Genomic DNA, 12787 nt, shown 5'->3' on the forward strand with positions numbered 1-12787 from the left:
TCAACGTACTGACGATGATTATTGTCCTAAGACAAAAACCTTCCTCTTAATACTTCGTGTGAGACTCTTGATTACTTTTGCTATCGCCGATTCCGAAGAACCGGCCGCACTCGCCATCAAGCGCCCACACTTATCGGCTGTTAGTTTTTAAAGAGCACACCGCCTGACTTCTTACTTCACCGCACCGAGCACCTTGCTCAGCGCCGCTTCCGTCCGGCGTTTGCTGCATCAGCAGCAGAGAAGCGAGATTATGAACATCGCTTCGGAGTCTGTCAACAAGTTTTTGAACCGCTTTTACTTGCTGACTGCGCTTGAGAAACCTTTGCATCGCTCTCACCCGCACCCACGAAACTGCTTACTCCCGCTTCCTTCGCGTTCAGTGAATCGCGAAGGAACGGAATTCTAGTGAGTCGATGTGGGATATGCAAGCGATTTCGCAATTAAAGAATCACCGATGCTTGAACGCCGGCTTTCGCTTTTCGACGAACGCAGCCATACCCTCTTTCTGATCTTCCGTCGCGAACAGCGAATGGAATAAGCGCCGCTCGAAGTGGACGCCTTCCGCGAGCGTCGTCTCATATGCGCGATTGACGGCCTCCTTGGCCATCATCACGGCTGGCAACGAGAACCCGGCGATGATCGTCGCGGCCTCGACGGCCTCGTCGAGCAGACGGTCAGCCGCAACCACTCGAGACACCAACCCCGCCCGCTCGGCTTCCGCGGCGTCCATCATGCGCGCGGTAAGGCACATATCCATTGCCTTGGCCTTCGATACCGCCCGGGGCAGGCGCTGCGTACCGCCCGCACCCGGGATCACGCCCAGCTTGATCTCCGGTTGTCCGAATTTCGCGGTGTCGGCGGCAATGATGATGTCGCACATCATGGCAAGCTCGCATCCGCCGCCCAGCGCAAACCCCGCCACTGCCGCGATGACCGGCTTGCGGATGGAACGGATGGCTTCCCAGTTACGCGTGATGTAGTCGCCCTTGTAGACGTCCATGTAGGAATAACCCGCCATCATGCCGATGTCCGCTCCCGCCGCGAACGCCTTCTCACTGCCGGTCAACACGATGGCACCGATGTCCTCGTCGGCGTCGAAAGCCTTGAGCGCAACGCCAAGCTCGTCCATCAGCGCATCGTTGAGCGCATTCAGCGCCTTCGGACGATTCAGTGTGATCAATCCGACTCTGCCGCGTGTTTCCACCAGCACGTTCTCGTATGCCATTCGCTCCTCCTGGCGATCCTCTGGTAAGTCCTAATGACTGACGTTGTTGACCATCATCTCGATAATGCTACCATCACCAACCAACCGGTCGGTTAATTAATCGGCCTGCACCGTCCTTCACTTCTCTCTCTTGCGACCATGACACATCCGCTATTCACGAAGCACGAAGCGATGCTCGACAAAGCGCTCTCCGCTATCGAAACTCGCGGCTACTGGAGCCCGTTTGCCGAAATGCCGAGTCCCAAAGTGTACGGGGAAACGGCCAACGCGGACGGTGAAGCCGCCTTCAAAGCACATCTTGGCAAGACGTTCGAGCTCGATCAACCATCGACGGGCGATGTCGTCGGCGAAGAGCGATCGCCGTTCGGAACGTCGCTCGATATCAAATACCCAAAGGCCGATCCTGACGCTCTCGTTCGCGCCTCGCAGCAGGCGCATCAGCAGTGGCGCGCGGCGGGTCCGCAAGCCTGGGTTGGCGTCAGCCTCGAGATTTTGTCTCGGCTGAACCGGGCGAGCTTCGAGATCGGCTACAGCGTGATGCACACCACCGGTCAGGCGTTCATGATGGCGTTCCAGGCCGGCGGCCCGCATGCGCAGGACCGCGCGCTCGAAGCCGTCGTCTATGCCTGGGATCAGTTGCGGCGCATTCCGACCCAAGCGCATTGGGAAAAGCCGCAGGGCAAGAATCCGCCGCTCGCGATGCAAAAGCGCTTCACCATCGTCCCGCGCGGCACCGGTCTCGTGCTCGGCTGCTGCACTTTTCCGACGTGGAACGGCTATCCGGGCCTGTTCGCCGATCTCGCCACGGGCAATACCGTCATCGTCAAGCCGCACCCCGGCGCGATCCTGCCGCTCGCGATCACCGTGCGCATTGCCCGCGACGTGTTGCGTGAAGCCGGCTTCGACCCCAACGTCGTCACGCTTCTCGCCACCGAACCGAACGACGGCGCCCTCGTTCAACAACTCGCCGTGCGTCCGGAGATCAAGCTGATCGACTTCACCGGCAGCACGCAGAACGGCACCTGGCTCGAGCGCAACGCGCATCAGGCGCAGGTGTTCACCGAGAAGGCGGGCGTGAATCAGATCGTGATCGATTCCGTCGACGACATGAAAGCCGCCGCGCGCAACATTGCGTTCTCGCTCGCGCTGTACTCGGGCCAGATGTGCACCGCGCCGCAGAACATCTACGTGCCACGCGACGGCATCCGCACCGCCGACGGCCAGCTCAGCTTCGACGACGTCGCGAAAACGCTCGCTGGCGCAGTCGAGAAGCTCACGTCGGACCCCGCGCGCGCCGTCGAGCTGACCGGCGCGATTCAGAACGAAGGCATTGCGGCACGCGTCGCTGAAGCGCGCAAGATTGGCGACGTACTGCTCGATAGTCGGACGCTTCAACATCCTGCCTTCCCCGATGCACGCGTGCTCACGCCGCTTCTGCTGAAACTCGACGCACGTACGGACGAGCGCACGTTCACGAAGGAATGGTTCGGCCCGATTGCGTTCGTCGTCGCGACCGATTCCACGGCGCAATCGCTCGATCTCGCCGGCTCCATTGCGCAAGAGCACGGCGCGTTGACGCTCTCGGTCTACAGCACCGACGACGCCGTCATCGACGCCGCGCACGAAGCCGCGATTCGCGGCGGCGTCGCGCTCTCGATCAACCTCACCGGCGGCGTCTTCGTCAACCAGTCCGCAGCGTTCTCCGACTTCCACGGCACCGGCGCCAACCCGGCCGCGAACGCCGCGCTCGCCGACGCCGCGTTCGTCGCGAATCGCTTCCGCGTCGTGCAGAGCCGGATGCATGTTGCACCGGAAGCGGTTGCTGCGGAAGCTGGCCAAACGGCATAGGCAAAACAACGGGAAACGCAAAGTCGGAATCGGCTTATGCCATTCGGCCTAATGGAAAGCGCCGGGCCGCGCGTCTAGTATCGGCGTGTGAGGAATTCGAACGCGGCTCGCGCCCAAGGAGATGTCATGTCCGAGCAGTCTGTCCTGTTTCAAATCGATGGCGATACGCGCGTCGCGACCATCACGCTCAATCGCCCCGACAAGCTGAACAGTTTCACGCGCGAGATGCATGGTCAACTGAGCCGCGCGCTCGATGAAGCCGAATCGGGCAACGCGCGCGCAATCGTTCTGACCGGCGCGGGGCGTGCGTTCTGCGCTGGGCAGGATCTCGCCGATCTGGACTTCACTCCGGGATCGATGTCCGATCTCGGCGAGCTGATCGACGCGCACTTCAATCCGCTCGTGCGCCGTCTTCAGTCGATGCCGCTGCCGATCATCGCGGCAGTCAATGGCACGGCTGCGGGCGCGGGGGCGAACCTGGCGATGGCCTGCGACATGGTCATCGCGGCGCGTTCGGCGAGCTTCATTCAGGCGTTCGTGAAGATCGGCCTCGTGCCGGATTCCGGCGGCACATGGCTCTTGGCACGGCGCGTCGGTGAAGCGCGCGCGCTGGGACTCGCGCTCACCGGCGACAAGCTCGACGCAGGGAAGGCCGAAGCGTGGGGCATCGTGTGGCGCGTCGTCGACGATGCCGAGCTGCAGCCCGCAGCCGCGCGACTGGCCGCCCAGCTTGCGAAACAGCCCGTCCGCGCTGTCGCCGCGATCAAGCGAACGATGCGCGCGAGCGCAACGAACTCGTTCGACGCCCAACTCGACCTCGAACGCGACGTGCAGCGCGAACTCGGCGCATCGCCCGACTATATGGAAGGCGTCGCCGCGTTCAAGGAAAAGCGCGCGCCGCGCTTCGAAGGCCTGTGAATCGACTACGGAGAATCGTGTGACGCCTCAACAACTCGCCGAAGCCACGGCCAAGGCCATGTACGAAGCAGACGCGTGCTCGCGCGCGCTCGGCATCGAGCTAGTAGAAGTGCGGCCCGGCTATGCGCGCCTTCAGATGAACGTCCGCCCGGACTTTCTGAACGGCCACGCAATCTGTCACGGCGGCCTCATGTTCACGCTCGCGGACTCCGCGTTCGCCTTCGCGTGCAACTCTTATAACGTCAGCACGGTCGCGGCGGGTTGCTCAATCGAGTTTCTGCGGCCGGTACACGGCGGCGACCGCCTGACCGCGGAGGCGGCGGAGCAAGCGTTGAGCGGACGCACCGGCATCTACGATATTCGCGTCACCAATCGCGAAGGCGAAGTCGTCGCGATGTTTCGCGGCAAGTCCGCCCAGATCAAGGGCACCGTGATTCCCGCGTGACGGGACCGATCGATCAGGCGGACGCGGCCACGATCCGCGCCGCATAGCGACATGAAGGAGACATCGATGACTACACCGTTGCCGCTCGACGCGATCGAGAAGGCGAGCCGCGACGAACTCGTCGCGCTCCAGCTCGCGCGCCTGAAATGGTCGCTCAAGCACGCCTACGAGAATTCGCCGGTCTATCGGCGCAAGTTCGATGAAGCGGGCGTGCATCCGGACGACGTTCAGTCGCTCGCCGACCTCGCACGCTTTCCCTTCACGACAAAGAAGGACTTGCGCGACAACTACCCTTTCGGCATGTTCGCCGTGCCGCAAGAGCGCGTCGCGCGCATCCATGCATCGTCGGGGACGACGGGCAAGCCCACGGTCGTCGGCTACACGGCGAAGGACATCGAGACGTGGTCGGATCTCGTCGCGCGCTCAATCCGCGCGGCGGGCGCGCGTCGCGGAGACAAGGTGCACGTGAGCTACGGCTACGGCCTGTTCACCGGCGGGCTCGGCGCGCATTACGGCGCGGAGCGCGCGGGGCTCACGGTCATTCCCTTCGGCGGCGGACAGACCGAGAAGCAAGTGCAACTGATTCAGGACTTCCAGCCCGACATCATCATGGTGACGCCGAGCTACATGCTATCCATCGCGGACGAACTGGAGCGGCAAGGTCTCGATCCGGCGAGCTGTTCGCTGCGCATCGGCATCTTCGGCGCGGAGCCGTGGACGAACGACATGCGCCGCGCTATCGAGGAGCGCATGGGCATCGACGCCGTCGACATTTATGGCCTTTCGGAAGTGATGGGGCCGGGCGTGGCCTCGGAGTGCGCCGAAACGAAGGACGGTCCGACGATCTGGGAAGACCACTTCTATCCGGAGATCATCGATCCCGAAACCGACGAAGTGCTGCCGGACGGCGAATTCGGCGAACTCGTGTTCACGTCGCTCACGAAGGAAGCGCTGCCGATCATCCGCTATCGCACACGCGATCTCACCCGGCTCCTGCCGGGCACGGCGCGCACGATGCGTCGCATGGAGAAGATCACCGGGCGGTCGGATGACATGATGATCGTGCGCGGCGTCAATGTCTTCCCGACGCAGATCGAAGAATTGTTGCTGAAGCGGCCAGTGCTCGCGCCGCATTATCAGATCGTGCTGACGAAAGAAGGTCCGCTCGACGTGCTCACGCTTAATTGCGAGCCGTGCCCCGAATCGGCGCCGGACATCGCCGCGCTCGACAGCGCAAAGGCCGCGCTCGCCTATGACATCAAGGCGCTGATCGGCGTAAGTGCCGTGGTGAACGTGCTGCAGGTGAACGGCATCGAGCGGTCTGTGGGGAAGGCGCGGCGGGTGGTGGACAAGCGAAACGCGAAGGTCTAGTCAACGCTTCGCGCTTCGTCGGCTCACGAGTTCGGCATCAGGAGCCACATCCGGCCGCCCTGCTTCATGCGGCCGGCCAGATCGCCCGCGTCGTCGCCGAGGCCCCAGAAGTAGTCGGCGCGCACGCCGCCCTTGATTGCCGTGCCGGTGTCCTGAGCGAAGACCAGCCGGTTCATCGGCTGGTTGCTGAGCGGCCGTGTGGTCTGGAGGAACACGGGCGTGCCGAGCGGAATCGCGGAAGGATCGACCGCGATCGAACGTTCGGGCGTCAGAGGCACGCCGAGCGCGCCGACAGGGCCATCGCCGAGACTAGCCGTCATCACGTCGTTCGCGGGCATTTCGCGGAAGAAGACGAAGCGCGGATTCACGTCGAGCAGCGCATCGACGCGCGCCGGATTCGCCTTCGCCCACGCCTTGATGCCTTGCATCGTCGCCTGGGCCGGCGTGAGTTCGCCCCGGTCGAGCAACTCCCTGCCGATCGACCGATACGGCTGGTTGTTCGTCCCGCCGAAGCCCACGCGCATGACGCTGCCGTCTTCCATGACGACGCGCCCCGATCCCTGCACTTGCAGGAAGAACGCTTCGATCGGATCGTCCACCCAGACGAGTTCGTTGCCGTTCAGCACGCCCGAGCGTTCGAGCTGGGCGCGCGCGGGCAGCGCGGCGCCGGGCTTGTAGCGATACGGCCATCGATACAACGCGTACTGATACGCCCCGTGACGCGTGCGCGAGCCGCGCAAGAGCGGTTCGTAGTAGCCGGTCACGAGACCGTCGAGCGTGCCGTCGGTGTTCGCCAACTGGAATGGCGTGAAATAGGTCTCGAAGAAACTGCGCGCTTCGGACATGTCCAGGTCATCGAGACGCTGCGCCGCTGCGCACGCCCGCTGCCAATTGGGTTGGCGTGCGAGCCGGCTGCAATTCTGGCGCAGCGCGGCGGTCGCGCCGATGAGCGAATCGTCCTTCCAGCCGGGAACCTGCTGCCAGCTCACCGCAGTGAGCCGCGACGCGGCGCGCTGCCCCGTCGTGATCGGCGTGCCGCCCGCCGTGCTCGGCCCTGGCTTCACATAAGTGCCGCCGCCGCACGAGGCGAGGAGGACGGCCGTTGCAACCGATGCGGCCCAGGCCGCTCCCCGTGCCGCGCTTCGCACGATACTGCGCATACAATGCTCGTTCTTGATGGGAACCGCCATGTCTGATCTGTTCGACGAATATCCGATGCTGATTTTTGCGCTCGAGGCGCTCGTGGCGCTTGCCTTGCTGATTTTCATCGTCGCGTGGACGGCGTCGGGGAAGAAGAAACACCAGAATCGCGCGAACGACGCCGCCAAGCGCCGATAATTTCCGCAGCGCTCAATGCAGCGTGCGCGGCATGTGCAGCGCGAATTCGGCAATAGGCGCCTCGAAACGCTCGCCGTCTTCCGCGACGCAGAAATACTCGCCGCGCATGGTGCCGACGGGCGTCGCGATCACGGCCCAGCTCGTGTATTCGAATTGCTGGCCGGGCGGCAGAAGCGGCTGCTGCCCGATTACACCGAGCCCTTTTACTTCCTGCACGTGGTTGTCGCTGTCGGTGATGATCCAGTGACGCGAGATGAGTTGCGCGGCAACCTCGCCGGTGTTGCGGATCGTCAGTGTGTAGGCGAAGGCGTATTGGCGGCTGTCCGGGTCGGACTGGTCGGGCAGATATCGCGTCTCGACGGAAACGCTGAATTCGTACTGGCTCATTGTTGTTCCAATTCAATTCGTCGCTTCGCTGCCGGCAGACAACGAGCGGGTGCGCCGCTATTGGTCAGGCATTCTGCTTGATGCAGCCCGTGCCCGCAACATGGAATCCGGCGCGCCGGCCGCACGGCGCCGCGTCCACCTGGCCGTTCGGCCGACTTACGCCGCGAAAATCGCGGGTTAGAATCATGACTTCGACGCACGGCCGCACCGGGCCGCCCTTCCCGCCTGCCGGCTCGCGAGCTTCTAGGCTGTCGGGCTTTCATGCCTTCCGGCCCCCACATCAGATACGTCCATGGCGCAATTTCATATCGCTCCCAGCATCCTTTCCGCCGATTTCTCCCGGCTCGGCGAGGAAGTCCGCAACGTCGTCGCCGCCGGAGCCGACTGGATTCACTTCGACGTGATGGACAACCATTACGTGCCGAATCTGACCATCGGCCCGATGGTATGCGAAGCCATCCGCCCGCACGTGGATGTGCCCATCGACGTGCATCTGATGGTGCGTCCCGTCGATCGCATCGTGCCCGATTTCGCGAAAGCCGGCGCGAATGTGATCAGCTTTCATCCGGAAGGCTCGGATCACATCGACCGTACGCTCTCGCTGATCCGCGACCACGGTTGCAAGGCCGGCCTCGTGTTCAATCCCGCGACGCCGCTCAACTACCTCGACCACGTGATGGATCGCGTCGACCTCGTGCTGATCATGTCGGTCAATCCGGGCTTCGGCGGGCAATCGTTCATTCCCGAGGCGCTCAACAAGCTGCGCGAAGCGCGCACGCGCATCGACGCTTACCGCGAGCGCACGGGCCGCGAGATCCATCTGGAAATCGACGGCGGCGTGAAAGTGGACAACATCGCGGAAATCGCCGCCGCCGGCGCGGACACGTTCGTCGCCGGGTCGGCCATCTTCGGCAAGCCGGACTACAAACAGGTTATCGACGCCATGCGCGCCGAACTCGCGAAATCGGGAGCGCAACAATGAACGACACCACGACGGCGCTGCCCGTTTTCTCCGTCCGGCCAATCCGCGCGGCCATCATCGATCTGGACGGCACCATGGTCGATACCGCCGACGACTTCGTCGCCGCGCTCAACGGCATGCTCGCGCGCATCGGCGTGGAGCCGCCCGTCACGCGCGATGAAGTCGTGGGCTACATCGGCAAAGGCTCGGAAAATCTGATTCGCAGCGTGCTGGCCGCCCGGCTGCCGCATCCGCAAGCCACCGCGCAGTTCGACGACGCGCTCGCCACTTATCAAAGCGAATACGCGAAGATCAACGGCAAGCATTCGACGCTTTTTCCCGAGGTGAAAGAAGGCCTCGAAGCGATGCGCGAACTTGGCATCGCGCTCGCGTGCGTGACGAACAAGCCGCATCGCTTCGCGGTGGAACTGCTGTCGCACTTCGGCGTCGCGCAGTATTTCAAGGTGATTCTCGGCGGCGATTCCGTCGCGCTGAAGAAGCCTGATCCGCTCCCGATGCTCACCGCCTGCGACCGTCTCGACGTGCTGCCACGCGAAACGGTGGCGGTCGGAGATTCGGAAAACGACGCGCTCGCGGGCCGCGCGGCGGGCATGGCGACGCTCACCGTGCCGTACGGTTACAACCACGGGAAAGCTGTGCAATCAGTGAAGTCCGATGGTATAGTTTCCACGCTGCGCACCGCAGCCATGGCGATCGCCGCGACACTGGCGCCGCCCGACACCACACTGACTGAATAGTCCATCTCTCATGTTTCTCAACAGAAAACGGAGTCTGAGCAGCATCGACCGGGGAGCCTGGCCCTGGCGTCGCTGGTCGCGCTAACCTCGCCCGAGGTACGCCGAAGCCATGTCGCATTCTCTTGCACTAGCTTCGGCATCCGTTTTTTGTTTCGCTGCGCATTCCTGCGCCGTTTCCGTTGAACTGTCGTACACCGAGCGTTGCTTCGGCATGCGCTGCGTTGCGTGATGTTTGCCGCACGCAACGCACGGCCGTGCATGCTCCGATCGCCCGAACCGCATCCGCGCGGCCCGGGCGCATCCGCCGACAACGCGAGAAACAAGCCGATCGCAGCGCCCACGTTCTTCCCGATGCCGCGTTCTCTCATAACAGCGCGCGTCGATCAAGGATCGCACCATGACCGAACTCGAATTCCAATCGCTGGCGAATGAAGGCTACAACCGCATTCCGCTGATCGCCGAAGCGCTCGCCGACCTCGAAACCCCGCTGTCGCTTTATCTGAAACTCGCGCAATCCGAGCGCAACGGCGCGAACTCGTTTCTGCTCGAATCGGTGGTGGGCGGCGAGCGCTTCGGGCGCTATTCGTTCATCGGCTTGCCGGCCCGCACGATGGTGCGCGTGCAGAACGGCGTGTCGCAAGTCGTCACCGACGGCAACGTGACCGAAACCGACGAAGGCGATCCGCTCGCGTTCATCGAGCGATTCCAGAAGCGTTTCAAGGTGGCGCTGCGTCCGGGCTTGCCGCGTTTCTGCGGCGGTCTGGCCGGCTATTTCGGTTATGACGCGGTGCGCTACATCGAGAAGAAACTGGCGGACACCGCGCCGCCCGACGATCTCGGTCTGCCCGACATCCAGCTGCTGCTGACGGAAGAAGTCGCGGTCATCGACAACCTCGCGGGCAAGCTCTATCTCATCGTCTACGCCGATCCGACGAAGCCCGAAGCGTATGCCAAGGCGAAGCATCGTCTGCGCGAATTGCGCGCCCGGCTGCGCACGACCGTCCAGCCGCCGGTGACCTCCGCGAGCGTGCGCACCGAGACTTATCGCGAGTTCGCGAAAGAGGACTATCTGAACGCCGTGCGCCGCGCGAAGGAATACATCGCGGCGGGCGAACTGATGCAGGTGCAGGTCGGTCAGCGACTCATCAAACCGTTCCGCGACAACCCGCTTTCGCTGTATCGCGCGCTGCGGTCGCTCAATCCGTCGCCGTACATGTACTACTACAACTTCGGCGGCGATGTTCACGTGGTCGGCGCGTCGCCCGAAATTCTCGTGCGTCAGGAAAAGCGCGCCGAGGACCGCATCGTGACGATTCGTCCGCTCGCCGGCACCCGTCCGCGCGGCAACACGCCCGAGCGCGACGCCGAACTCGCCACCGAACTGCTCAACGATCCGAAGGAAATCGCCGAACACGTGATGCTGATCGACCTCGCGCGCAACGACGTCGGCCGGATCGCGGACACGGGTTCGGTCGCGGTGACGGACAAGATGATCATCGAGAAGTATTCGCACGTTCAGCACATCGTGAGTTCGGTGGAAGGCAAGCTCAAGTCCGGCATGAACAACTTCGACGTGCTGCGCGCGACCTTCCCTGCCGGCACGCTGTCCGGTGCGCCGAAAGTCCGCGCGATGGAACTGATCGACGAACTCGAGCCGGTCAAGCGCGGACTGTACGGTGGCGCGGTCGGCTATCTGTCGTTCAGCGGCGAGATGGATCTGGCCATCGCGATCCGCACCGGTCTCATCCACAAGGGCAATCTGTATGTGCAGGCGGCGGCGGGCGTCGTCGCGGATTCGGTGCCCGAGTCCGAATGGCAAGAGACGGAGAACAAGGCGCGCGCCGTGTTGCGCGCCGCCGAGCAAGTGCAAGACGGCCTCGACAGCGACTTCTGAGGAGACAAGACCATGCTGCTGATGATCGACAACTACGATTCGTTCACCTATAACCTGGTCCAGTACTTCGGCGAGCTTGGCGAGGACGTGCGCACCTATCGCAACGACGAAATCACGCTCGATGAAATCGCGAAGCTCGGGCCGGACCGCATTTGCCTGTCGCCGGGGCCGAGCAATCCGCAGCACGCGGGCATCACGCTCGACGTCCTGCGCGAGTTTTCCGGCAAGCTGCCCATTCTCGGCGTGTGCCTCGGCCATCAGGCGATCGGCGAGGCGTTCGGCGGGCGCGTCGTGCGCGCGCAGACCATCATGCACGGCAAGGTGAGCCAGATCGAAACCGACTGTAAGGGCGTGTTCTCCGATCTGCCCAAACACTTCAACGTGACGCGCTATCACTCGCTCGCAATTGAGCGTGAGTCTTTGCCCGACTGTCTGGAAGTGTCCGCGTGGACGCCGGACGGCGAGATCATGGGTGTTCGTCACCGTGAACTGGAAGTGGAAGGCGTGCAGTTCCATCCGGAATCGATTCTTTCCGAGCACGGCCACGCCCTGCTGGAGAATTTCGTGAAAAACACAGCAGCAGGCAAGGGCTCGAAACGATGACCATCACCGCACAGGAAGCGTTGCAACGCACGATCGAGCATCGCGAAATCTTCCACGACGAAATGCTGCATCTCATGCGCACGATCATGCGCGGCGAGATGTCGCCCGTGATGGCCGCCGCGATCATCACCGGCTTGCGCGTGAAGAAGGAAACCATCGGCGAGATCGCGGCGGCGGCGACCGTCATGCGCGAGTTCGCGAATCACGTCGAAGTCGAGGACAACTCGAATTTCGTCGATATCGTCGGCACCGGCGGCGACGGATCGCATACGTTCAATATCAGCACCGCGTCGATGTTCGTCACGGCGGCGGCCGGCGCGAAGGTCGCGAAGCACGGCAATCGCGGCGTGTCGAGCAAGTCGGGCAGCGCGGACGTGCTCGAAGCGCTCGGCGTGAACATCGACCTGACGCCGGAACAAGTGGCCGCATCCATTGCCGAAACGGGCATGGGCTTCATGTTCGCGCCGAACCATCATCCGGCGATGAAGAACGTCGCGCCCGTGCGACGCGAACTCGGCGTGCGGACCATCTTCAACATTCTCGGGCCGCTGACGAATCCGGCGGGCGCGCCGAATCAGCTTCAGGGCGTGTTCCATGAAGACCTCGTCGGCATTCAGGTTCGCGTGATGCAGCGGCTCGGCGCGAAGCATGTGCTCGTGGTGTACGGCAAGGACGGCATGGACGAAGTGTCGCTCGGCGCGTCGACGGTGGTCGGCGAACTGAAGCACGGCGAAGTGACCGAGTACGAGATTCATCCCGAGGACTTCGGCTTGCAAATGGTGTCGAACCGTTCGCTGAAAGTGCAGGACGCGCAGGAATCCAAGACCATGCTGCTCGGCGCGCTGAACAACAAGGCGGGCGTCGCGCGGGAAATCGTCACGCTGAACGCGGGCACGGCGCTTTACGCGGCCGATATCGTCGATTCGATCGCGGATGGCATGGCCGCCGCGCGCGAGGCGATTGCAAGCGGCGCGGCGCGCGAGAAAGTCGAAGCGCTCGTGAAGTTCACGCAGCAGTTCAAAAGTTAACGGAACCGGAC

Annotated in this window: 13 protein-coding genes; 10 read left to right on the forward strand and 3 right to left on the reverse strand. The window is 63.2% G+C overall.

Annotated features, from left to right (window positions below):
- Positions 1 to 448 precede the first annotated feature (448 nt).
- Entirely contained in the window at positions 449 to 1225 is a 777-nt protein-coding gene (locus NCR39_RS11690; RefSeq protein ID WP_250452338.1) for an enoyl-CoA hydratase, read from the reverse strand.
- A gap of 138 nt (positions 1226 to 1363) precedes the next feature.
- On the opposite strand from NCR39_RS11690, the gene paaN reads away from it, so the two are divergent.
- The 4 genes from paaN (at position 1364) to paaK (ending at position 5807) form a co-directional block, all read left to right on the forward strand.
- A complete protein-coding gene (gene paaN, locus NCR39_RS11695; protein ID WP_250452339.1) occupies positions 1364 to 3073 on the forward strand; it encodes a phenylacetic acid degradation protein PaaN in 1710 nt (569 codons plus the stop codon).
- Between the two features lie 126 nt (positions 3074 to 3199).
- A complete protein-coding gene (paaG, locus tag NCR39_RS11700) occupies positions 3200 to 3991 on the forward strand; it encodes a 2-(1,2-epoxy-1,2-dihydrophenyl)acetyl-CoA isomerase PaaG (protein ID WP_250452340.1) in 792 nt (263 codons plus the stop codon).
- 58 nt (positions 3992 to 4049) lie between these two features.
- Positions 4050 to 4436, forward strand: a complete 387-nt coding sequence (paaI, locus tag NCR39_RS11705) for a hydroxyphenylacetyl-CoA thioesterase PaaI (protein WP_250452381.1) — start codon at positions 4050 to 4052, stop codon at positions 4434 to 4436.
- A gap of 66 nt (positions 4437 to 4502) precedes the next feature.
- A complete protein-coding gene (gene paaK / locus NCR39_RS11710) occupies positions 4503 to 5807 on the forward strand; it encodes a phenylacetate--CoA ligase PaaK (RefSeq protein WP_250452341.1) in 1305 nt (434 codons plus the stop codon).
- A gap of 23 nt (positions 5808 to 5830) precedes the next feature.
- Here the strand turns inward: paaK and mltA are convergent, their stop codons facing one another.
- Positions 5831 to 6997, reverse strand: coding sequence for an MltA domain-containing protein (gene mltA / locus NCR39_RS11715; protein ID WP_040050050.1), 1167 nt, complete (start codon positions 6995 to 6997; stop codon positions 5831 to 5833).
- Between mltA and NCR39_RS29900 the strand changes: the two genes are divergently transcribed.
- Positions 6996 to 7145 carry a hypothetical protein gene (locus tag NCR39_RS29900; RefSeq protein WP_502800206.1) on the forward strand — a complete coding sequence of 50 codons (150 nt, stop codon included), beginning with the start codon at positions 6996 to 6998 and terminating at the stop codon, positions 7143 to 7145. The genes mltA and NCR39_RS29900 overlap by 2 nt on opposite strands.
- Before the next feature lie 12 nt (positions 7146 to 7157).
- Here NCR39_RS29900 and apaG read toward each other — a convergent pair whose 3' ends face one another.
- Positions 7158 to 7532 carry a Co2+/Mg2+ efflux facilitator ApaG/CorD gene (gene apaG, locus NCR39_RS11720; protein ID WP_250452342.1) on the reverse strand — a complete coding sequence of 125 codons (375 nt, stop codon included), beginning with the start codon at positions 7530 to 7532 and terminating at the stop codon, positions 7158 to 7160.
- Between the two features lie 292 nt (positions 7533 to 7824).
- Between apaG and rpe the strand changes: the two genes are divergently transcribed.
- The 5 genes from rpe (at position 7825) to trpD (ending at position 12776) form a co-directional block, all read left to right on the forward strand.
- Positions 7825 to 8514 (forward strand): ribulose-phosphate 3-epimerase, encoded by a 690-nt coding sequence (rpe, locus tag NCR39_RS11725; protein ID WP_040050047.1) that lies wholly within the window; start codon positions 7825 to 7827, stop codon positions 8512 to 8514.
- Complete coding sequence (gph, locus tag NCR39_RS11730; protein WP_250452343.1) at positions 8511 to 9251, forward strand: phosphoglycolate phosphatase; 741 nt, start codon at positions 8511 to 8513, stop codon at positions 9249 to 9251. Before rpe ends, gph begins: the two co-directional genes overlap by 4 nt.
- Positions 9252 to 9648: 397 nt before the next feature.
- Positions 9649 to 11145 carry an anthranilate synthase component I gene (trpE, locus tag NCR39_RS11735; protein ID WP_250452344.1) on the forward strand — a complete coding sequence of 499 codons (1497 nt, stop codon included), beginning with the start codon at positions 9649 to 9651 and terminating at the stop codon, positions 11143 to 11145.
- Between the two features lie 12 nt (positions 11146 to 11157).
- Positions 11158 to 11748: an aminodeoxychorismate/anthranilate synthase component II gene (locus tag NCR39_RS11740; RefSeq protein WP_250452345.1), complete on the forward strand. Its 591-nt coding sequence runs from the start codon at positions 11158 to 11160 to the stop codon at positions 11746 to 11748.
- Complete coding sequence (gene trpD, locus NCR39_RS11745) at positions 11745 to 12776, forward strand: anthranilate phosphoribosyltransferase (protein WP_250452346.1); 1032 nt, start codon at positions 11745 to 11747, stop codon at positions 12774 to 12776. The genes NCR39_RS11740 and trpD overlap by 4 nt, the downstream gene beginning before the upstream one ends.
- The last annotated feature ends 11 nt before the right edge of the window (positions 12777 to 12787 follow it).

The organism is Caballeronia sp. ATUFL_M2_KS44 (genome assembly GCF_023630965.1).
Classification (GTDB): Bacteria; Pseudomonadota; Gammaproteobacteria; order Burkholderiales; family Burkholderiaceae; genus Caballeronia; species Caballeronia concitans.